Raw genomic sequence first — 21,162 nt, 5'->3', positions numbered from 1 at the left:
CCTTGCGGCGTCTTAGCCGTCGCCTTGCGCCTCGGAGCGGCTCTTGCCCGCCACATCCATCGCAAGGGTGGCAGCCATGAACCCATCCAGATCGCCATCCAGAACACCCTTGGTGTCCGAAGTCTCATGGTTGGTGCGCAGATCCTTGACCATCTGATAGGGCTGCAAAACATAGGACCGGATCTGGTTGCCCCAGCCCGCATCACCTTTGGCCTCATGTGCCGCGTTAATGTCCGCGTTGCGACGGTCCAATTCCTGCTGATACAGGCGCGATTTCAGGGCCTTCATGGCAATATCGCGGTTCTGGTGTTGCGACTTTTCAGAACTGGTCACGACGATCCCTGTCGGAATGTGCGTAATTCGAACCGCCGAGTCCGTGGTGTTCACGTGCTGACCACCCGCGCCCGAAGACCGATATGTGTCGATGCGAATTTCGGACGGGTTCACCTCAATCTCGATATTGTCGTCGACCACCGGATAGACCCAGACCGAGCTGAACGAAGTGTGCCGCTTGGCTGCCGAGTCAAATGGCGAAATACGCACCAGACGATGCACGCCGCTTTCGGATTTCAGCCAGCCATAGGCGTTGTGACCCGAAATCTTGTAGGCGGCGGATTTGATGCCCGCCTCTTCGCCCGCAGTCTCGGACTGCAGCTCGACAGTGTACCCCTTCTTCTCAGCCCAGCGGACATACATCCGCGCCAGCATCGAGGCCCAGTCACAGCTTTCGGTGCCACCGGCGCCCGAGTTGATTTCAAGGAAAGTGTCATTGCCGTCGGCCTCGCCATCCAGCAGCGCCTCAAGCTCTTTCTTGGCGGCCTTCGCCCCCAATTTCTGGATGGCGTCTTCGGCGTCGGTGACGACCTCTTCGTCCTCTTCCATCTCACCAAGTTCGATCAGCTCGATGTTGTCACTCAGATCGGTCTTGATCGACTCATAGGTTTCAATGGCATCGACCAGCATCTGACGCTCGCGCATCAGTTTTTGCGCGTTTTCGGGGTTGTCCCACAGGTTGGGATCTTCGACGCGCGCATTGAATTCCTCAAGACGATGAGGGGCGGTCTCATAGTCCATGCGCTGCGCCAGCAGCTCCAGTGACTTTTCGATTTCCGCCACGGTGTTCTGGGTTTCGGCGCGCATGGTCTTGTCCCAACTTGCTCAATCAGGTCTGCGTGATAGCAAGAGGCGCGGGCCACCACAAGACAGGCAAGACGGAATGCAAAACGCACTGAACGAGTTTCTGAGCAGATGGGATTTGGAAGACCCTCAGCTCGTTGCGGATACCGGGCATGCACATGTGTGGAAGGTCCGAACTTTGGACAACACGCTTGCCGCACTCAAGATCTATCGCCGCTCAAACCGTGGCAATGAAACAGCTGGTCCGCACCTGATGCATCTGTGGCGTGACCGGGGTGCTGTGCACATACTGGCCGAGGCGCCCAACGCCGTTTTGACGGAATGGCTTGAAGGGCCATCGCTTGGGGACATCGCGCGGTCTGGCCGCCCGGATGATGCGGTACGCGGTCTGGCGACGGCAGCGGATCAACTGCACCAAAGTCCGACCATCAACACGACCGGGCTGAAACCGCTTCAGGAAGTCTTCGCGCCAATTTTAGATTGCCAATTCTCAGACGATTGTCCGACCCGGCTACGGCACGACATGATGCAAGCGATCAGCATTGGCCGTCACCTTCTGGACACGCAGGATACGGTTGTTCCGCTGCACGGGGATCTGCATCATGACAACGTGATCGCAACACCCGCCGGGCCTAGGGTTTTTGACGCCAAGGGGTACATCGGTGATCCGGCTTTTGAGCTGGCCAACGCCCTACGCCACCCAAAAGGCATGCCAGAGTTGGTTCGGCGCCCTGAACAGATTGAAACTGGCCTGGCGCTATACGCGACCGCCATGCGGGTTAACGAAAGACGACTTGCCCAATGGGCTGCCGCGAAATGTGCTCTGTCGATCTTCTGGTGCGCAGATGGCACCGTCACAAATGACCCGGAAGAAGACCTGTTGAACCTACTCCTGCAGGTAGCGGATCAGTAAAGACCGCCGCCCTGCAGATCACCCTGGCTGGCGTTGGGGCCAACAGTGATTGTGTTGCCAGTCGACGTGGTAACCTGACGGCCCGAGTTGGCCTCTTCGAACAGAGGCAGGTCGGAGCCCATCGCAAAGCCGCCGTCATAGACACGGTCGATAAAGCCGTCGACGCCATCGCGGAAATATTCAGCCACAACATAGTCACCGGAAGCATCGGCAGGCAGGCGCGCGCCACTGAAGCGGTCGATCTTGATGAAGTGACCACCTTCGGGCACATCAAACGGCCCGCCACCGTATTTCTCGACCGCTTTCTCCATGAAGCTTTGGAACACTGGTCCGCACAACGTACCCCCATAGGCCCCTCGCCCCATCGGACGCGGGCGGTCATAACCGATATAGCAACCAGCAACGATGTTTGAGGTGAAGCCAATGAACCACGCATCCTTGGATTCGTTCGTCGTACCCGTTTTACCCGCAGTCGGCACCGGCAGATTGACAACACTGGACGCGGTCCCACGATCCACCACACCTTTCATCATCGACGTCAACTGATATGCGGTGATCGCATCCATGACCTGAGAGCGGTTCGTCTCGATAGTGGGCGACTCGTCCGGCTCAAGCCAGGCCGAGTTACAATCCAGACATTGCCGGTCATCATGGCGGTAGATCGTCTTACCGAACCGATCCTGAATACGGTCAACCAGAGTGGGCTCCACCCGCTCACCGCCGTTGGCGAACATCGCGTAGGCGGCGACCATCTTGTACAGCGTGGTTTCTTCCGACCCCAGCGAGTTCGCCAGGAACGCGCCCATACGGTCATAGACACCAAACCGTTCCGCGTAGCCAGCGACAACCGGCATGGTCACCTCTTGCGCCAGACGAATGGTCATCAGGTTCCGTGACTGTTCGATCCCAGTACGCAGCGGCGTTGGGCCGTAGAATTTGTTCGACGAGTTCTTGGGCCGCCACAGACCTTGGGGGGTGTTCACCTCAATCGGGGCATCCACAACGATGGTTGCGGGGCTATAACCACTGTCCAGTGCGGCGGCATAGACGAAAGGCTTAAAGCTGGAACCCGGTTGGCGCTGCGCCTGCGTGGCGCGGTTGAACACCGAATCCTGATACGAGAACCCACCCTGCATCGCCAGAACACGGCCCGAGTTCACGTCCATCGCAACAAAGCCACCCTGCACTTCAGGCACCTGACGGGCGGACCACTGGCCTTCTTCCCCGGCCATAACCAGAATGACGTCGCCACGTTTGAAGTTCGCTGCGAAATCACCTTGCATCCATTTGATATCGGAACGTGGGATGATGCCGTCGGCCGGGCCGTCCTCGATCCCCACGATCAATTGCTGTTCACCCACGTTCATCACAACTGCCGGATACCACTGCGTCGGAAGCACAACGTCCCGGGGGATTTCTATGATGGCCAGCGCTTCGCGCCACTGAGTTTCGTCGGTCAGTTTTTCTTCCGCAATAACCTCGCCTGTGCCGCGCCATTTCCCGCGCGAGCGGTCGTATTTTTGCAGTGCGGTGCGCAGGGCCTTGGCGGCCTCAAGCTGCATTTCCTCGTCGACCGAGGCGCGGACAGCAAAGCCGCCGGTAAAGAACTCACCCTCGCCGAAATCGTCGCTCAGCTGGCGGCGAATTTCGTCGGTGAAATAGTCGCGCGGCGGCAGCGCGGTGCGGAAACTCTCGAAATCGCCATTCTGGACCGAGCGGAGGGGCATTTCGACTTCGACCTCATAGGTCGCCTGATCGATATACCCGTTCTGGTTCATCTCGCGCAAAACATAGTCCCGACGTGCAAGCAGACGCTCTTTTTGCCGAACCGGATGATAGTCCGACGGCGCCTTCGGCATCGCGGCCAATGTCGCGGCCTCGTGCGGCTCCAGCTCTTGCAGGGTCTTGTTGAAATAAGTCTGTGCGGCGGCGGTCACACCATAAGAGTTCTGACCCAGAAAGATCTCGTTCATGTAAAGTTCGAGGATCTGTTCCTTGTCCAGCGTATCCTCAAGCCGGGTCGCGAGGATGATTTCCTTGATTTTCCGCTCGGCGCGGCGGTCGCCGGACAGCAGGAAATTCTTCATCACCTGCTGTGTAATGGTCGATGCACCGCGAACGGTTTCACCCTTGGACTTCACCGCCTCAACACCAGCGGCAATGATACCGCGCGGATCGTAACCCTGATGGGTGTAGAAATTCTTGTCCTCTGCCGAGATAAACGCCTGCTTCACCAGATCGGGAATCTCTTCGGACGGTGTGAACAGGCGACGTTCCTGCGCGAACTCGTCGATCAACTGGCCTTCGCCCGAATAGATTCGGCTGATCGTGGGCGGTTTGTACTGCGCCAACGATTCATGGCTGGGCAGGTCGCGCCCATACATCCAGAAGATCGCGCCGACGACCAGCGCGGCCATGAAGATACCCAATGTCACGAGGCTGAAGATCGCCCCGAAAATCGAAAGAATGAAACGGATCACGTTACTGCCTTTTACTCGCGGTGACGCCTATATAGTGATGGCCCGGCGCAGGGTCAAAACACGATGGCCAATAATAGCCGGTTTACGTCGCAGGGTCACTGACCAATCAGGGATCTTTTGATCAGGTCGTCCTGCCGCCATTTCTTAAGACCATCGACAATGCCCTGCGCCATTCCAACGCGCCATTCCGGGTTTCTGATATTCTGCAGGTCCCGTGGGCTGGAGAGAAATCCAAGCTCGACCAGAACCGAAGGGATGTCCGCCGCTTTAAGAACCGAGAATGAGGCCGTGCGGATCGGCCTGCTGTTCATCGGGCCGCCCTGTTGTGTCATGCCATCTGCCAACGCACGGGCCAGCGCATCAGTTCGGGGCTTGGTTTCCTGCCGCGCGATATCCAGCAGAATATCGGCCACCTGGTCATCCGCACCGCTTAGATCGATCCCCGAGATCAGGTCACCCCGGTCATGACGTTCGGCCAGCTTGTCACTGGCCACATCTGATGCTTCGTCCGACAAAGTATATACTGCGGCACCATGCGCCCGCCCTTCGGACAGGATATCTGCATGCAGTGAGATAAACACATCGGCACCGGCCCGATGCGCCAGCGCGATGCGCCGTTCGAGCGAGACGAATTGGTCATCAACCCGCGTCATCACCACTTCGAACCCTCCGGTCCGCAATAAATGCTCGCGAAGCTCGCGCGCGAAGGTCAGCATCAGGGTCTTTTCGTCCAACCCGTCGGCCTCGGCCCCCGGGTCAATACCGCCATGGCCGGGGTCAAGCATGACCCGCAACGCGCCTGCCCCGCCCTGGCGCGACTGAGTCGCTGTCACCGCGGGTTCGGGCAAATCCCAACCTTGTTGACGGGGTGCGCCTGCGCCGGCGGCGAATGAATCGAAATCGGTTCCTTGCAGAAGCAGCGACAGTTGCGCGCCTCCAGCCGTTTGATCAATTTTCATTTCGGCGCGGTCGACGGCCAAAGGCGCGCCAAGCTCCAAAACCATCCGAGACCACCCGGGAACATACGCGCCGAACTGAACACCGCTGATACGATCGGTTTGCAGAAGCGCTTCTCGGTCAAGCCCAGTCCAGTCAACCTCTTGAAAATCAAGTACCATGCGATAGGGATCTTGCAATGTGAATACGCGGTAAGGAACGCCCTGGCTGAGGCCCAGATCGACCCTCACCCCTGCGCGACCTTCGTCCACAATGCGACTGTCATCCGGCAAGACGCGCGCAAGCGCGCTGAAGTCATGCGCGACTGCGGCAGTCGACAGCGCCCAAAACAGCGCAATGGCGTAAATGATCCTGCTCATGGCCTCAAGTTTTCCCGAGATCGTTTGTCTGGCACTCTATCGCATCCGGGGCCCGTTGTGAACGGCTCAGGCCTGTTCCGTGATCGCACCGCGATCCGCCATAAAGCGGTGCAGGCGCTGCAGACCCTCTTCGATGTCCGCCGTCGATCGCGCGTATGAAAACCGAAGCGTCGTATGACCGCGCAGCGGGTCGAAATCCAGCCCCGGCGTGACGGCTACCCCGGCCTTTTCTAACACCTCGGCCGCAAAGGCCCGGCTGTCGTCGGTCAGGTCCGAGACGTCGGCGTAGACATAAAACGCCCCATCTGGCGGCGCGATATTGGTGAAACCGGCCTTGGGCAGCACGTCCAGCATCAATTGGCGGTTGCGGCGATAAACATCCAGATTGGTCTGCAAGTCATCGTTGCAATCCATTGCCGCCAGCGCGGCCACTTGGCTGGCGTGCGGCGCACAGATGAACATGTTCTGGGCGATCCGTTCGACCACCCTCACCTGATCTTCGGGAACCACCATCCAGCCAACGCGCCAGCCGGTCATCGAGAAATACTTGGAAAACGAGTTGATCACATAGCAGTCATCAGTCAGTTCCAACGCGGTGACGGCTTTGGCCTCATATTCCAGCCCATGGTAAATCTCATCACTGATGAACGAAGCGCCCTGCCCCTGCGCGGCGTCTATCAGCGCGCCCATCGCTTTGTGATCCAACATCGTGCCGGTGGGGTTCGCAGGCGAGGCAACCATCAGGCCTTGCAGGTCGAGCCCTGCGAAATCGGATGGCACGGGTTGCAGCCGGTTCTCAGGTGCAGTGGGCAGATCGACAGGGACCAGACCTAGCGCTTTCAGAATCTGCCGGTAAGACGGATAGCCCGGCGCGCCGATACCAACGCGGTCGCCGCTATCGAACAGGGCAGTGAATGCCAGCAGAAACCCGCCGGACGATCCCGGTGTAACCACGACGCGGTCGGGGTTGAGATCGACGTTGTACCACTCACCGTACAGGCTTGCGATCCGTTGCCGCAGCGCGGGCAGACCCAAAGCCACGGTATAGCCCAGCGGACCTTGATCCATTTCTTTGGCCAAGGCCTGAACGGCCCCCTTGGGCGCGCCCGTTCCCGGCTGGCCGACCTCCATATGGATGATGTGCCGTCCGGCCTCTTCGGCGCGGCGTGCGGCCTCCATCACGTCCATCACGATGAAGGGATCGACCCCGGATCGGGTTGAGTTTCTCATGCCCATCTCCCATGTTGCAGCCATGGCTTTTGAACGCTTATCCAGGCTGGCGTCAATCCCGGCCCTGTTGCTGATTGCAGTGACATGGATGAGCAGTGCGTTTCAGTCCAGCGCTCAAAGCCTGATCCGCGACCCCGATATCGAGCACGGGTTGCGCGAACTGGCCTTTCCCATTCTGCGGGCCGCCGGGCTAAACACCAATCGGGTGAAAATTCTGGTCGTCAATGACAGCACATTCAACGCATTTGTCATTGATTACAACGCGATATACGTAAATTACGGGCTAATCCTGACCGTCGAAAGCCCTGAGATGCTGCAAGCCGTGATCGCCCATGAAGCGGCTCATATCGCCAACGGCCATCTGGCCAGACGGGTTGAAAATATGCGCGCAGCGCAGCGCAAAGCCCAGCTGGGCACTGCGCTGGCCCTGATCGCCGCAGCCGCAGGTGGTGGCGAGGCCGCAGCGGGAATCGCCGCTGGCACATCCGCGTCTGCCCTGCGCAGTTTCCTGGGGCACACACGGGCAGAAGAGGCATCAGCCGACCGCAGTTCGGCCAGTTACCTGCGCGCGGCGGGGATCTCACCCAACGGGATGGTCGCTCTGCACCAAAAGTTTGCCGGTCAGGAGTTGTTGAACACTGCCAACCAAGACCCCTATATGCGATCCCACCCCACCAGCCGCGAACGGCTGCGCGCCGCTGAGGCGTTTGTGGGCGAGTTCAGCGATCATGCTTCACCAAACCCCAACGCCGACTACTGGTTCGCGCGGGTCAAGGGCAAGCTATCGGCCTTCCTACGCTCGCCGGGCTGGACCTTGCGCCGGTTGAAAGAGGAAAGCGCGCAGGACATCCGCCTGATGCGCGAAGCCGCCGCACATCATCAAAACCGCGATCTGGCCCGCGCAAGGGCAGCGATCGACGGCGCGCTGGAAATCCGGCCCGATGATCCGTTCTTTTATGAGCTAAAAGGGCAAATTCTGCTGGAAAACAGAAAGTTGCCAGACGCAATTAAAGCTTATGGACAGGCAGTTGAGATGTCGCCAAATGATCCATTGCTTCTGGCGGGGTACGGGCGCGCCTTGCTGGCAGATGGGCAGACGACCGACGCCCTGAAGGTGCTTGAAAAGGCCCGCGCGCGGGACTATCGCAATGCACGGCTGATGCAGGATCTTGGAATGGCTTATGCCAAGGTCGGAAATAACGGCATGGCCTCGGCTGTGACCGCAGAACGCTATGCCCTGCAAGGCCGCCTGGTCGATGCAGGCATTCACGCAAAACGCGCCGTCGGGCAATTGCCCGAAGGTTCACCTGGTTGGCAACGGGCACAGGATGTGTTGATTGCCTCGGAACGAGCGAAGAAAAAGAAAAGGAACCGGAAATGATCCTCAGACATGCTGCACCCGCCCTTCTGGGGCTTTCCCTGATCACCGGCCCCGCGCAGGCCCTGGACCTGAGCACCATGAGCGATGCCGAACGCGAACAGTTCGGTGTGCAGGTGCGCGAGTACCTTCTGGAAAACCCCGAAGTGATCATCGAAGCAATCAACATTCTTGAACAGCGTAACGCTGTGGCCGAAGCTTCCGCTGACAAGGAACTGGTCGCCGCCAATGCGGACGAGCTGTTCAACGACGGCTATAGCTGGGTTGGCGGCAACCCGGAAGGCGACATCACTCTGGTCGAATTCATGGATTACCGCTGCGGCTACTGTCGCCGCGCCGTGCCCGAAGTCGCGAGCCTGTTGGCCGAAGATGGCAACATCCGCCTTGTGATCAAGGAATTCCCGATCTTGGGCGACGCCTCGGTCCTGTCTTCGCGCTTTGCGGTCGCAACCAAACATGTGGCTGGCGCTGACGCCTACAAACAGGTCCATGACGCACTGATGGAATTCGGTGGAGAGCCTTCCGAAGTCTCCCTGCGCCGGATTTCGGATGGCCTCGGCCTGGACAGCGATGCGATCATTGCGGCCATGGACAGCGAGCAGGTTACGGATGAAATCGGTCAGACCCGTGCGCTGGCGCAGCGTATGCAGATTTCGGGAACACCTTCATTTGTTCTGGGCACAGAGATGCTGCGTGGGTTCCTGCCAGCGGATCAGATGAAGCAGATTGCGGACGGTGTGCGCGCAGAACAGGGCTGATGAACAAAGAGCACCTCTCGCTGAGGTGCTCTTCACCCAACAGCCTATTGGGGTTTTCACAATGAAGCGTAGGGAAGTTCTGCTGTCCGGTGGGGCGATTGGGTTAATGAGTGTCACACAGCAACCTTTTGCCCAAGCTGGTTTGGGCTATTTTGTTCCCGCGGAAGAAACACGACACCAACGCACTTTCATGCAGTGGCCGGTAAGCAGCAATGTGTATCCAGATGCCCACTTGCGTGATCTGGTGCAGCAAACGATCGCCGATATTGCCAATGCGATATCGCCATTTGAACCGGTGACGATGCTGGCTGCCGCCGAACAGCATTCGGCAGCGCGTGAAAAACTTTCAACGGAAGTTGAATTGTGGGACGTCCCAACCGAAGACCTTTGGTGCCGGGATTCCGGACCGATCTTTTTGATCTCAGACGGCGGTGACATGGCGATCCGCAAAATCCAGTTCAATGGCTGGGGTGAGAAGCAAGCACACAAACAGGACGCTCGTGTCGCTGGTCGCGTTGCTGAACGACTGGGCCTGCCGCTCCTTCCCTCCGGCCTGAACGGTGAAGGTGGAGGTGTTGAGCAAGACGGGCACGGCCTGCTCATTGCGCATGAAAGCTCATGGCTGAATGACAATCGCAACCCTGGCCAGTCTCGTAACGAGATCGAAGCCAAACTTTTGGCCGCCTACGGAGCAAACCGCATGATTTGGTCCGAGGGTGTTTGGGGCGAAGACATTACCGACTACCATATCGACAGTCTGGCACGCCTTACCGGACCGGGTCGTGTTCTGGTCAACCTTCCAGACGAGCCTGATTTTCAGGACCCCTTCCATCTTGCGGCATTGGACACGCATGACCGATTGGTTGCGGAAGGTTTACAAGTAGAGGTTATTCCGGAACCAGTCAGAAGGCGGGTCAAAGATCCAGAGTGCGTGGCGTCCTATGCAAACTACTATGTTTGCAATGGCGCGGTCATCATGGCCCAATTCGGTGACAAAGAAACCGACACCATCGCGCGCGACGCCCTGTCCCGACATTACCCGGGGCGCGAAGTTGTGGCACTGAACGTCGATATTTTAGGCGAATTTGGTGGCGGTATTCACTGCGCAACGCAACAAATGCCCGCCGTCTAACAAGACCCGAGGGTCAGTGATATCAACTATTCAGCCGCCTCAGCCACGGCGTCCAGTTCCGCCGCCTTCTTTTCGACCTCTTCGACGATGTGATCAATCATCTGGTCGTTGGACATCTTGTGGCTGGCCTTGCCCGCCAGATAAACCATGCCCGATCCAGCCCCGCCGCCGGTGAAACCGACATCGGTCATCAGCGCCTCACCCGGCCCGTTCACCACGCAGCCGATGATCGACAGGCTCATCGGCGTTTTGATGTGTTCCAGCCGCTGTTCCAGCGCCTCGACCGTTTTGATCACGTCGAACCCCTGCCGCGCGCAGGAGGGGCACGAGATGATGTTCACGCCGCGATGGCGCAGGCCCAGAGATTTCAGGATCTCAAAGCCCACTTTTACTTCTTCGACCGGGTCAGCGGACAAGCTGACACGGATCGTGTCGCCAATACCCATCCACAGCAAATTGCCCAGCCCGACGGCCGATTTGATGGTGCCAGACACCAACCCGCCAGCTTCGGTGATGCCAAGGTGGATCGGCGCGTCCGTGGCCTCGGCAATGCCCTGATAGGCTGCGGCCGACAGGAAGACGTCGCTGGCCTTCACGCTTATCTTGAACTCGTGAAAGTCGTTGTCCTGTAGGATCCGAATATGCTCCAAACCGCTCTCGACCATCGCCTCGGGGCATGGTTCGCCATATTTCTCAAGCAGGTGCTTTTCCAGACTACCGGCGTTCACCCCGATGCGGATCGAGCAATTATGGTCCTGCGCGGCCTTGATAACCTCCTTCACACGCTTTTCATCGCCGATATTGCCCGGGTTGATGCGCAGGCATGCGGCACCCGCTTCGGCAGCTTCGATACCGCGCCGATAGTGAAAGTGGATGTCGGCCACGATAGGAACCGGGCTTTCGCGCACGATCTCTTTTAGTGCTTTCGATGACGCCTCATCAGGGACGGAAATCCGCACGATATCGGCACCCGCCTCTGCTGCGGCCTGAACCTGCGCAATGGTCCCGGCAACATCCGTTGTCAGGGTGTTTGTCATCGTCTGGACAGCAATGGGTGCGTCGCCTCCGACCGGAACATTTCCAACCATGATCTGGCGGGATTTGCGGCGGTAGATATTGCGCCACGGGCGGACGTGATTAAGGGACATGAGGACGGGTCCAAAGCTGCCTGAGTTGCGTCTTTAAATAGTCCGCCTACCCGGCCACCGCAATGGCCAGATCACTCAGTCGGCGTTTGAGGTACTTCCGCCTGAAGTTCGGCCACCAATTGTTTGAGGGCGCTGTTCTGTTCGGATTCCAGATCGGCGATCTCATAGCGTTCGGCAACCGCGTCCTTAGACAGCAGAACCCCTTTAGTCACTGTGCCCGGCGCGCCAACGGGCCCAAAATGTTCACCATTCATCGAGAAATAAACGGAACCCGAAGCCCCTGCGCGCAGTTGCGGAGGTTCTTCGGTCAGCGGAATCTCGAATGTATTGCCCTGCTCGACCGTGCCCAATGTGCCTTCAAACAGAACGCTTCCATCGGCGGCGCGAATACGCATCCACGATGGGGCAACGGCCACGATCTTCAGTGAGGTATCAACCTGTTCAACAACCTGCGGCAATGCGAGACGTTCAACAGTGTGCACCTCGGCCACTTCGATCCGGGGCGCCTCTGGCGGGCGGAACGTTCCGACAGTGCGAGGGTCCAATGTGGCAATCGGCGCGTCACGTGCCACAAGAACCGGAACATCCAACGCCTGTGGGCGATAAAGACGATCCAGCGCCTCGGGGGTCGGTGCTGTGGATTCTGCTGCTTCGGCAAGTTCTACCGGAGCGCGGGCTGCATCCAACGGGTCGAGATCGGACAGAACCACCGGGGCCTGTTCAACCGGGCTCACCTGAACCTGTTGGATTTTGTTCAATACAGCCCAACCGCCATAGCCAATGCCACCAATCATAGCTAGCAGGACCAGAGACGACCCAATAGCGCGGGGCTCAATCTGGCTGACCAGAGATTCCCTGCCCGGGATGTAAGGTGTATTCGGCGAGATGAACGGATCGCGCCCCATCGGGCCCCGTGCGGGCACCCCCCCGGATGGTTTGCGAACAACCGAAGCCTCGGCTGACATACCATGGGCCACTTCGAACCCGCTTTCGGCGCAGAACGTGGCAAAGGTATCATCCGGGTTCATGCCCAGATAGCGTGCATAAGAACGCACATACCCGGCGATGAAGCCGGGTGTGTCAAACGCATCGGGATCAGCGTCTTCGATTGCAGCTATGTAGTTGGCTTTGATCCGCAGTTCGCGTTGAACATCCAAAAGAGACTTACCCATGGTCGCGCGTTCGCCGCGCATCCTGTCGCCAAGCCGTACCTCATAGTCGTCAAAGCCCTTCGGCCTGACGTCCGTGTTTTCTTCGGAATCGCGCTGTGATTTGCGCCCAATCATCCCTGCTGCCCCATTCTGCCTTGCGCGTGTTACACGCCAACGGCGAATCGCCTACGTAACGATTCGCGCGTCTCTTTTGTTAGCGTAAGCTTAACACGCGACAAACGCATTGCACACTTTGGCGTGAGGTTATCCTGCAAGTTCGGCGCGATTTAGCGCACAATGTGACCAAAGTTCGTCCATCGCATGGATCAGCCGGTTCATTTCACCCGGTCCGTGGATCGGTGACGGGGTAAAGCGCAGGCGTTCCGTACCGCGCGGCACGGTCGGGAAGTTGATCGGCTGGACGTAAATTCCATGGTCATCCAGCAGTCTGTCACTCAGGATTTTGGTGTGCACCGGGTTGCCGACGATCACAGGTACGATGTGGCTGCCATGATCGATTAACGGCAGGCCCATCCCTTTCAGGCGTAGCTTAAGCACCTTGGCCTGTGTCTGATGCTGCTCTCGCAACTCTGACGCACCTTTCAGATAGGCCACCGAAGCGGCAGCACCGGCGGCAACGGCCGGCGGAAGCGATGTCGTGAAGATGAAGCCCGGCGCGTAAGAACGCACAGCGTCACACATTTTTTCACTGGCGGCGATATAGCCCCCCATCACGCCATAGGCCTTGGCAAGTGTTCCGTTGATGATGTCGATGCGATGCGCCAAACGATCGCGTTCGGTCACGCCACCACCGCGCGGACCGTACATGCCAACCGCGTGAACCTCGTCGATGTAGGTCAGCGCGCCAAATTCATCTGCCAGGTCGCAGATCTCTTCGATCGGGCCGAAATCGCCGTCCATCGAATAGACCGACTCGAAAGCGATCAGTTTGGGTGTCGCAGGATCGTCGGCCTCAAGCAGCTCGCGCAGATGCGCGACGTCGTTGTGACGGAAGATTCGCTTGTCGCCTCCATTGCGGCGCACGCCTTCGATCATTGAAGCATGGTTCAGTGCATCGGAATAAATGATCAGACCGGGGAATAGTTTCGGCAAAGTGCTGAGCGTCGCGTCATTCGCGATATAGGCGCTGGTGAACAGCAACGCTGCCTCTTTGCCGTGCAGATCGGCCAGCTCAGCCTCAAGCTGCTTGTGATAGACCGTGGTGCCCGAGATGTTACGCGTTCCGCCCGAACCCGCACCAGCAGCATCAACCGCATCATGCATTGCATTCAGAACAACCGGATTCTGGCCCATACCCAAATAGTCGTTTCCACACCACACGGTGATATTCTGCTGCGAGCCGTCCGGACGCGTCCGTACAGCATGCGGGAAATGACCCTTCTGGCGTTCGATATCAATAAAGGTCCGATAACGGCCTTCGTCATGCAGCCTGGCAATCGCTGAATCGAGCTGAGCAGTATAGTCCACCAGTTTCTCCTTCTGTGCCCGACATAGACGTGCTGTTTGTCGAACCCGTTATTTCCCCGAATGACGGATCAAGCCGTCCCCGCGGTTTGCTTCCCCTTGAGTACCTTGCCTAGTGGCATTACAGGAGTCGCAGCATTGATCTGTATCAATTATCCCTGTTCACGCCCCCCGACAAGTAAAGTTACGGCCATAAGACGCGAGGAAACGACGCAGGCGATAACCCTGCCACACATTCTGTTTCCGACAGTATACTGCAAATCCTGCCGATACGCACTGGACGGCGCCGCCGGTGCTGATAGGTTCCGCAGCAGTTCACGCCATTCAGGAGAAGCTCATGTCGCTAGACGCTGTTCTGAGCAAGATCGATTCCGATTTGACCACTTCCATCGACCGTTTGATGGAGTTTCTGCGCATCCCGTCGATCTCGACCGACCCCGCATACAAAGAGCAGGTCGACCAGGCCGCTGACTGGCTGGTCGCCGACCTGCAAAGCATTGGCATTGCAGCCGAAAAGCGCGAGACCCCGGGTCACCCGATGGTCGTTGGCCATGTGGGCGAAGACGGCGACGGTCCTCATGTTCTTTTTTATGGCCACTACGACGTCCAACCCGTTGACCCGCTGGAACTTTGGAACCGAGACCCCTTTGATCCCGCTCTGGAAGACACCGAAAATGGTCAGGTCATCCGTGGCCGAGGTTCTTCAGATGATAAGGGTCAGTTGATGACCTTCGTCGAGGCTTGCCGCGCATGGAAAGCCATCCACGGCACTCTGCCCTACCGCATCACGTTTTTCTTCGAAGGCGAAGAAGAATCCGGCTCGCCCTCGCTGGTTCCGTTCCTGGAAGCCAACAAGGAAGAGTTGAAAGCCGATCTAGCACTGGTCTGCGACACCTCGATGGTCTCGCGTGGCGTGCCCTCCATCGCCTCGCAATTGCGCGGTATGCTCAAGGATGAATTCACCATCATTGGTCCCCGCATCGATCTGCATTCCGGTCACTACGGCGGCCCGGGCCTGAACCCGCTGCGTGAGTTGTCGAAGATCGTCGCCTCGTTCTACGACGACGAAACCGGTCGCGTGGCCGTTGACGGGTTTTACGAAGGTGTACACGAAGTGCCCGTAGAGCAGCTCCGCCAATGGGAAAATTGCGGTTTTGATGAGGCGGAATACCTGAGTTCTGTCGGTTACTCGCAACCGCATGGAGAAAAGGGCTATTCCACACTGGAACAGCAATGGGCACGTCCAACGCTGGAAGTGAACGGCTTGTGGGGCGGCTATAACGGTGCAGGATCGAAAACCGTGATCCCGTCCGAAGCGCACTGCAAGATCACCTGCCGGCTGGTCGGCGACATGGACCCCGATGCCCTGCGCGACAAAATCCGCAAACATGTCGAAGATCGCCTGTCGCCCGACGCGAAAGTTGTCTGGGACAACGATCTCGAAGGGGCTCCGGCATCGGTGATGAACCTAGATCGCCCCGAATTCGAGGCCGCGCGCGGCGCGTTATCAGATGAGTGGAACCGCGAAGCTGTCTTTACCGGCATGGGCGGTTCGATCCCGGTGGTTGGCTATTTTGATTCGGTTCTCGGACTGGACTCGATGCTCGTCGGCTACGCCAATGACGACGATGCCATCCACTCACCGAACGAAAAGTATGACGTGAAAAGTTTCCACAAGGGCATTCGTTCGTGGGCGCGCACACTGGACGCATTGAATAAATAAGATACTTGCGAGGCTCTGCCTCGTGCTCCGTGATATTTTTAGCCAGATGAAGGAAGGATCCTTCATTCATCTGGCCTTTAAATATCCCGGGGGAGACGCCCGGCACGGGCGGTGGGGGCAAAGCCCCCATTCTTACATGTGGATCACACGCCCGTAGGCATCCAACACGCTTTCGTGCATCATTTCCGACAGAGTCGGGTGTGGGAAGACAGTGTTCATCAGGTCTTCCTCGGTGGTCTCCAATTGCCGTCCCACTACGTAGCCTTGAATCAACTCAGTAACTTCCGCGCCGATCATATGTGCCCCTAGCAATTCACCTGTCTTGGCGTCGAAAATCGTTTTGATCAGGCCCTCGGGTTCACCCAACGCAATGGCTTTGCCGTTGCCGATGAACGGGAACTTGCCGACCTTGATGTCATAGCCAAGCTCTTTCGCCTTGGCTTCGGTGTACCCCACCGATGCGACCTGAGGCTGACAATAGGTGCAGCCGGCGATGCTTTCGGGTTTCACCGGATGAGCGTGTTTACCGGCGATCAATTCTGCAACCATAACACCTTCATGGCTGGCTTTGTGCGCCAGCCAGGGGGCGCCTGCGATATCACCAATTGCGTAAAGTCCGTCGACACCTGTGCGGCAGAATTCATCCGTGACGACATGGGTACGGTCAATCTTGACGCCCAAGGCCTCGAGCCCAAGGTTTTCGACATTGCCGACAATCCCTACTGCCGAGATCACGGTGTCAAAATCGTGCTTTTCGACCTTGCCCTTAACCTCAATATGCGCCGTGACCTTACCCTTGGCGCGGTCCAGTTGCTTGACCATCGCCTTTTCCATGATGGTCATGCCTTGTTTGGTAAAGGCCTTCTTGGCCAGCGCGCTGATTTCTGCGTCCTCGACCGGCAGGACCCGGTCCATAACCTCGACCACGGTCGTGTCTGCGCCCAACGTATTATAGAAGCTGGCGAATTCGATTCCGATTGCGCCAGACCCGATCACCAACAGCTTTTTTGGCATCCGCGGCGGCTGGAGTGCGTGCTTGTAGGTCCAAACCAGATCGCCATCCGCTTCCAATCCGGGCAGTTCCCGCGCCCGCGCACCGGTGGCCAGAACGATGTTCTTGGCGGTCAGTTCCTCGGTACCCTTGTCGGTTTTGACAGTGACCTTGCCTTTTGCAGGGATCGTTGCCGCGCCCATGACCACGGTAACTTTGTTCTTTTTCAACAAATGACCGATGCCGCCCGACAACTGCGCCGCAACGCCGCGTGAACGCTTGACGACCGCATCCAGATCAAAGCCAATCTTGTCAGCGCTCAGGCCGAAATCCTTGGCCCGCTCCATCAGATGGAACACTTCGGACGTTCGCAGCAGCGCCTTGGTCGGGATACAGCCCCAGTTCAGACAGATACCGCCCAAATGCTCGCGTTCGACCACGGCGGTCTTCAAGCCCAGCTGAGCCGCACGGATAGCGGCCACGTAGCCACCGGGACCGGCGCCAATTACGATCAGATCAAAAGATTGTGCTGCCATGTTTCCCTCTCGGCGCAGGTCGATTCAGAAATTAGTTTACCATTAAACTAATCCCCTGAATGCATCAACATATTGCTCCCGCGACAAAACAGACGCAGGATAAACTGGCGCGGTATGCGCTGTTTTCAGCCTATACCGCGCGTGAACCTATGGCTAGAAGATACGCACCGGGCCTGTCCGGACTTTGTGAAACCCAAGTCATTCGAAAGGCTTACCATGGCCAAAACGCTCAAAGATCTGTTGCTCGCCGTGCTGAATGCAACGCTTATCCTGATTGCACTATGCCTGTTTCTGGGGTGGAAGCTGGCTTCTACAGTCGACGACATTACCGTCAAGTTTGCGGAGAAGGTCCAGATCGTAGCGCCCCTGAAGGAAGACGTTCAAGGGATACGCGGTGAACTGACGGCATTGCGCAGCGACCTGTCATCCCTTCAGTTTAGCGGAACAGCAGCCGATAGTGCCACCGCCCAAAAACTGTCTGAAGCTTTGGAAAAGCTGAATGATTTAGAGAATAACCTGCAAGCTGCGCAGGCGAGAATAGCCGAGTTGACCGAAGCCCCGGACCAGTTAATTAACACTGCAATTGAAAATTCGGCCGACATTTTTGCCGACCGGATCATTGCAATCCGAGGCTGCGAGCCGGCGTCCTAGCCGGCTGTCTGCAGCTCGCGCACGGTCGCGCCATATCCGCCCATGTCGACATAGGCGGCCTCGTGCTCGGTCATTGGGCGCGAGAGAGCGTCGTTGCGGTATGGGAACCGACCGAACTTGCGGATCACTTCGCGATGCGCCCTTGCGTGCAACAGGTTGCCGTCGTCGCCATCGGTCATGTTTTGACACATCAGGCGCACACAGCGTTCCTGGTCACACAGGTTTTCCGAATGCATCAATGGAAGATAAAAGAACTGGCGGGCCGGTTCGTCGATCTTCATATCCCACCCTTTGTCCACCGCACATTTCGCTGCTGACAACGCCGCGCGGTCTGAGGCGAAGGCCTCAGCGCTTCCTCGGAACATGTTGCGTGGAAACTGATCCATCAGGATGATGTACGCCAATGCACCGCTGGGATAGGTCAGCCAGAGAGAGAACTTGCCTTCACTCGCAACCTCCCATGTGGTCAGGAACCTTTCGCGGATTTCTGCATCCAATGCGTCATCCTGCAGATACCAACCCTTGGGACCAACCTCATCTAACCAAAAACTCAATACATCTTCAGGACTTGCCATGCCCTTAACTCCGTCGTGTTTCCCCCCCGAGGGACTTAAATTCATTTAAGTGTGTTTTACAGAATTGTAACAGTAAATTATTGCAACACTTGCGACATAAATTCGTGTTCTAGGCAACATCTTGCGTTTCCTGCTCGGCTTCTGCGGCCTCAATGGCCACCTCCTGCGCCAATTCCATCACAACCGGAGACGCCGTTGGATAGAGCGGCGACATGGTGCCTGTTTCGTCGACCGGGATCGCCGCGCGCTGGGTCATACGGTATAGCGCATAGCCAGCCATAACGACCAGCAGTATTGCGATGAAAAGGAAAAAGCCCGGAGGTCCAAAGACCGCATCCCCCATGAGCCAACCGGTGATCAACGGGCCCGCAATGGCCCCCATGCCGTTGATGAACAAAAGACCCCCTGACGCTGCGGCCATGTCTTCGTGTTCCAGAAAGTCATTAGCGTGCGCAATCAGCAGTGAATACAGAGGATTCGACATACCGCCGATCACAAAGGCCGCGCCCAGCAGGATTGGAAACGTCACACCGAACACCAAGCCCACAACTGCTGCGCAGCTGCCAACCCCTGCAACAAGCATAATCAGGAAACGGCGATCCATGCGGTCGGACATCCATCCCAATGGATACTGCAAGACCAGAGCACCGATATAGAATGCGGCAATAAAAGTCGAAATCTCGACCAGCGTCAGACCCGCGCGGGCACCGTATACCGACGCCATCCCGAACTGTGCAGAGAACACGCCACCCAAAAGAAACATGCCAACACAGCCCAAGGGCGAATATCCGAACAATTCGCGCAAAGTCATCGGTTTGGTTGTGTCAAACGCAGGTGTCGGTGAGATCGACAAGAGAATTGGCGCAAAAGAGACCGAAACCAGAATGGAGGCGATTACAAAGGTATCGAACCCGGCCGGATCGCCCAAAAGAACCAAACCTTGTGCGCTGATGATGCCTGTCATCTGGAAGATCATGTAAAGAGACAGCGCCTGCCCACGGTTCTCGTTGCTGGCTGCATTGTTGAGCCAGCTTTCCGCAGTGACGTACACTCCGGAGAAACAGAACCCGATCACGACACGGCCCAGAATCCAGATAACCGGGTCGGTCATCAACGGATACATGATCATCACGGCAGAAATGAACGATGCCAGAGCGGCGAAGACCCGCACATGACCAACCCGACGGATCATTTCAGGCGCAAGGCGTGATCCACCCAGGAAACCGACGAAATAGGCCGACATCACGAATGACATCTGAAGGGTCGAAAACCCCTCGATCTCGCCCCGGACACCCAGAATTGTCCCCTGAAGGCCGTTTCCGACCATCAACAGGCCCATACCAAGCAATAGTGCCCATGCGCTGGAAAGGACCTGAATCATTGGGGCCTCCGAAAAATTCCGACCAAGACTGTGACACCGTTTTGCAATCAAAAACGGCTTTGGTCATGCTTGTCTACGACATTGAAAAGATTCGATCCCGACAACACGTCCCTTACGGGATCAAAAGCGACGCATCCCCGTAAGAGAAGAACCGGTATTTCTGTTCAATCGCATGCGCGTAAACCTTCCGCATTCGCTCCTGCCCCATCAGGGCCGACACCAGCATCAACAAGGTGGATTTCGGCAGGTGGAAATTGGTCATCAAGGCGTCGGTCACATGAAATTCGAAACCGGGATATATGAAGATATCGGTCTCACCTTCCCATGGCTCGATCTGGCCCGACCGGCTGGCGCTTTCGATCAGACGCAGTGCGGTGGTGCCCACCGGGATGACCCTGCCACCTGCGGCTTTGGTCTCGCGGATCTCTTGAGTGGCGGCGGCGCTGACACTGCCCCATTCGGCGTGCATCTTGTGGGTCGTCACGTCCTCAACCTTGACCGGCAGAAACGTTCCCGCGCCCACATGCAGCGTGACATGAGTGACTGCGACGCCGCGCGCGCCCAGCGCCTGCATCAACGCCTCATCAAAATGCAGCGACGCCGTCGGGGCGGCAACTGCACCGGAATTGCGGGCCCAGATTGTCTGGTAATCCGTCTTGTCCTGCTCATCCGCAGGCCGCTTGGCGGCGATGTAGGGCGGCAGAGGCATTGCACCGGCCTGTTCCAGCGCAGCATCAAAATCGTCGCCTGACAGATTGAACCGCAGATAGGCTTGCCCGTCCTCAACCCGCTCCAGCGTGGCGCTCAGCTGATCCGAGAACTGAATGTCTTCGCCCAGCTTCACTTTCTTCAGCGGTTTGATCAGGGCCGCCCATGTGCCATCAGCCTGCGGGTCCAGCAAAGTCGCCTCGATTGCGGCAGACACCGGTCCTTGTGCACTGTTGCGATGGCGCCGTCCGTTCAGACGCGCGGGGATGACGCGCGTGTCGTTTAGCACCAATCTGTCACCCGGCTGCAACCAGTCGGTTAGATCAAAAACATGCGCATCCGAGATCGCGTCACCTTCGGCCACCAACAGGCGCGCGGATGAGCGCGGGCTGGCGGGACGTGTGGCAATCCGGTCTTCGGGCAGATGGAAGTCAAAATCGCTGAGTTTCATAGCCGCGCCATACAATTC

17 protein-coding genes are annotated in these 21,162 nt (G+C 57.7%); 6 read left to right on the top strand and 11 right to left on the bottom strand.

The annotated features are described in order from the left end of the window. Positions 1–12: 12 nt before the first annotated feature. Complete coding sequence (prfB, locus tag RUA4292_RS10465) at positions 13–1,140, bottom strand: peptide chain release factor 2 (RefSeq protein ID WP_058277539.1); 1,128 nt, start codon at positions 1,138–1,140, stop codon at positions 13–15. Between the two features lie 76 nt (positions 1,141–1,216). On the opposite strand from prfB, the gene RUA4292_RS10460 reads away from it, so the two are divergent. Then, entirely contained in the window at positions 1,217–2,050 is an 834-nt protein-coding gene (locus RUA4292_RS10460; RefSeq protein ID WP_158507008.1) for an aminoglycoside phosphotransferase family protein, read from the top strand. Here RUA4292_RS10460 and RUA4292_RS10455 read toward each other — a convergent pair. From RUA4292_RS10455 to RUA4292_RS10445, 3 genes are all read right to left on the bottom strand, one after another. Beyond that, complete coding sequence (locus RUA4292_RS10455; protein WP_058277537.1) at positions 2,044–4,530, bottom strand: penicillin-binding protein 1A; 2,487 nt, start codon at positions 4,528–4,530, stop codon at positions 2,044–2,046. The two genes, RUA4292_RS10460 and RUA4292_RS10455, sit on opposite strands and share 7 nt — an antisense overlap. Before the next feature lie 95 nt (positions 4,531–4,625). Then, complete coding sequence (locus RUA4292_RS10450; RefSeq protein WP_058277536.1) at positions 4,626–5,846, bottom strand: N-acetylmuramoyl-L-alanine amidase; 1,221 nt, start codon at positions 5,844–5,846, stop codon at positions 4,626–4,628. 66 nt (positions 5,847–5,912) lie between these two features. Then, positions 5,913–7,076, bottom strand: coding sequence for a pyridoxal phosphate-dependent aminotransferase (locus tag RUA4292_RS10445; protein ID WP_058277535.1), 1,164 nt, complete (start codon positions 7,074–7,076; stop codon positions 5,913–5,915). Here RUA4292_RS10445 and RUA4292_RS10440 point away from each other — a divergent pair. The 3 genes from RUA4292_RS10440 to RUA4292_RS10430 all read left to right on the top strand — a co-directional run bounded on the left by RUA4292_RS10440 (position 7,075) and on the right by RUA4292_RS10430 (position 10,344). Then, the gene (locus RUA4292_RS10440) at positions 7,075–8,457 is read left to right on the top strand and encodes a M48 family metalloprotease (RefSeq protein ID WP_058277534.1); all 1,383 of its coding nucleotides are present in this window, start codon (positions 7,075–7,077) and stop codon (positions 8,455–8,457) included. The two genes, RUA4292_RS10445 and RUA4292_RS10440, sit on opposite strands and share 2 nt — an antisense overlap. Continuing rightward, positions 8,454–9,212, top strand: coding sequence for a DsbA family protein (locus RUA4292_RS10435; RefSeq protein ID WP_058277533.1), 759 nt, complete (start codon positions 8,454–8,456; stop codon positions 9,210–9,212). The genes RUA4292_RS10440 and RUA4292_RS10435 overlap by 4 nt, the downstream gene beginning before the upstream one ends. Before the next feature lie 61 nt (positions 9,213–9,273). Further along, positions 9,274–10,344: an agmatine deiminase family protein gene (locus RUA4292_RS10430; protein WP_058277532.1), complete on the top strand. Its 1,071-nt coding sequence runs from the start codon at positions 9,274–9,276 to the stop codon at positions 10,342–10,344. A gap of 26 nt (positions 10,345–10,370) precedes the next feature. Here the strand turns inward: RUA4292_RS10430 and ispG are convergent, their stop codons facing one another. The 3 genes from ispG to hemA all read right to left on the bottom strand — a co-directional run bounded on the left by ispG (position 10,371) and on the right by hemA (position 14,131). After that, entirely contained in the window at positions 10,371–11,492 is a 1,122-nt protein-coding gene (gene ispG, locus RUA4292_RS10425) for a flavodoxin-dependent (E)-4-hydroxy-3-methylbut-2-enyl-diphosphate synthase (protein WP_058277531.1), read from the bottom strand. A 71-nt stretch (positions 11,493–11,563) separates the two neighbouring features. Further along, positions 11,564–12,778: a helix-turn-helix domain-containing protein gene (locus RUA4292_RS10420; protein WP_058277530.1), complete on the bottom strand. Its 1,215-nt coding sequence runs from the start codon at positions 12,776–12,778 to the stop codon at positions 11,564–11,566. 129 nt (positions 12,779–12,907) lie between these two features. Beyond that, positions 12,908–14,131 carry a 5-aminolevulinate synthase gene (hemA, locus tag RUA4292_RS10415; protein ID WP_058273980.1) on the bottom strand — a complete coding sequence of 408 codons (1,224 nt, stop codon included), beginning with the start codon at positions 14,129–14,131 and terminating at the stop codon, positions 12,908–12,910. A gap of 334 nt (positions 14,132–14,465) precedes the next feature. Here hemA and RUA4292_RS10410 point away from each other — a divergent pair, with 334 nt between their 5' ends. Beyond that, on the top strand, positions 14,466–15,851 hold the full coding sequence (locus tag RUA4292_RS10410; RefSeq protein ID WP_058277529.1) for a dipeptidase: 1,386 nt from the start codon (positions 14,466–14,468) through the stop codon (positions 15,849–15,851). Between the two features lie 132 nt (positions 15,852–15,983). On the opposite strand, the gene lpdA is transcribed toward RUA4292_RS10410, so the two are convergent. Then, on the bottom strand, positions 15,984–17,378 hold the full coding sequence (gene lpdA, locus RUA4292_RS10405) for a dihydrolipoyl dehydrogenase (RefSeq protein ID WP_058273982.1): 1,395 nt from the start codon (positions 17,376–17,378) through the stop codon (positions 15,984–15,986). A 216-nt stretch (positions 17,379–17,594) separates the two neighbouring features. Between lpdA and RUA4292_RS10400 the strand changes: the two genes are divergently transcribed. Then, positions 17,595–18,029, top strand: coding sequence for a hypothetical protein (locus RUA4292_RS10400; RefSeq protein ID WP_058277528.1), 435 nt, complete (start codon positions 17,595–17,597; stop codon positions 18,027–18,029). Here RUA4292_RS10400 and RUA4292_RS10395 read toward each other — a convergent pair. The 3 genes from RUA4292_RS10395 to queA all read right to left on the bottom strand — a co-directional run bounded on the left by RUA4292_RS10395 (position 18,026) and on the right by queA (position 21,144). Next, a complete protein-coding gene (locus RUA4292_RS10395; protein ID WP_058278145.1) occupies positions 18,026–18,604 on the bottom strand; it encodes a DUF924 family protein in 579 nt (192 codons plus the stop codon). The genes RUA4292_RS10400 and RUA4292_RS10395 overlap by 4 nt on opposite strands. A 109-nt stretch (positions 18,605–18,713) precedes the next feature. Then, the gene (locus RUA4292_RS10390; RefSeq protein ID WP_058273985.1) at positions 18,714–19,985 is read right to left on the bottom strand and encodes an MFS transporter; all 1,272 of its coding nucleotides are present in this window, start codon (positions 19,983–19,985) and stop codon (positions 18,714–18,716) included. Between the two features lie 112 nt (positions 19,986–20,097). Beyond that, the gene (gene queA / locus RUA4292_RS10385; RefSeq protein WP_058277527.1) at positions 20,098–21,144 is read right to left on the bottom strand and encodes a tRNA preQ1(34) S-adenosylmethionine ribosyltransferase-isomerase QueA; all 1,047 of its coding nucleotides are present in this window, start codon (positions 21,142–21,144) and stop codon (positions 20,098–20,100) included. Positions 21,145–21,162: the final 18 nt, after the last annotated feature.

It is taken from the genome of Ruegeria atlantica, from assembly GCF_001458195.1.
In the GTDB taxonomy this organism is placed as follows: domain Bacteria; phylum Pseudomonadota; class Alphaproteobacteria; order Rhodobacterales; family Rhodobacteraceae; genus Ruegeria; species Ruegeria atlantica.
This window is presented reverse-complemented; position numbering and strand designations above follow the sequence as displayed.

Bases quoted from the DNA above. Each gene is read 5' to 3' on its own strand.
- RUA4292_RS10450 (WP_058277536.1), bottom strand. From the start codon at position 5,846: ATGAGCAGGATCATTTACGCCATTGCGCTGTTTTGGGCGCTGTCGACT.
- RUA4292_RS10400 (WP_058277528.1), top strand. From the start codon at position 17,595: ATGGCCAAAACGCTCAAAGATCTGTTGCTCGCCGTGCTGAATGCAACG.
- RUA4292_RS10435 (WP_058277533.1), top strand. From the start codon at position 8,454: ATGATCCTCAGACATGCTGCACCCGCCCTTCTGGGGCTTTCCCTGATC.
- RUA4292_RS10430 (WP_058277532.1), top strand. From the start codon at position 9,274: ATGAAGCGTAGGGAAGTTCTGCTGTCCGGTGGGGCGATTGGGTTAATG.
- RUA4292_RS10395 (WP_058278145.1), bottom strand. From the start codon at position 18,604: ATGGCAAGTCCTGAAGATGTATTGAGTTTTTGGTTAGATGAGGTTGGT.
- RUA4292_RS10410 (WP_058277529.1), top strand. From the start codon at position 14,466: ATGTCGCTAGACGCTGTTCTGAGCAAGATCGATTCCGATTTGACCACT.
- prfB (WP_058277539.1), bottom strand. From the start codon at position 1,140: ATGCGCGCCGAAACCCAGAACACCGTGGCGGAAATCGAAAAGTCACTG.
- RUA4292_RS10440 (WP_058277534.1), top strand. From the start codon at position 7,075: ATGCCCATCTCCCATGTTGCAGCCATGGCTTTTGAACGCTTATCCAGG.
- RUA4292_RS10445 (WP_058277535.1), bottom strand. From the start codon at position 7,076: ATGAGAAACTCAACCCGATCCGGGGTCGATCCCTTCATCGTGATGGAC.
- RUA4292_RS10460 (WP_158507008.1), top strand. From the start codon at position 1,217: ATGCAAAACGCACTGAACGAGTTTCTGAGCAGATGGGATTTGGAAGAC.
- ispG (WP_058277531.1), bottom strand. From the start codon at position 11,492: ATGTCCCTTAATCACGTCCGCCCGTGGCGCAATATCTACCGCCGCAAA.
- RUA4292_RS10390 (WP_058273985.1), bottom strand. From the start codon at position 19,985: ATGATTCAGGTCCTTTCCAGCGCATGGGCACTATTGCTTGGTATGGGC.
- queA (WP_058277527.1), bottom strand. From the start codon at position 21,144: ATGAAACTCAGCGATTTTGACTTCCATCTGCCCGAAGACCGGATTGCC.
- lpdA (WP_058273982.1), bottom strand. From the start codon at position 17,378: ATGGCAGCACAATCTTTTGATCTGATCGTAATTGGCGCCGGTCCCGGT.
- RUA4292_RS10420 (WP_058277530.1), bottom strand. From the start codon at position 12,778: ATGATTGGGCGCAAATCACAGCGCGATTCCGAAGAAAACACGGACGTC.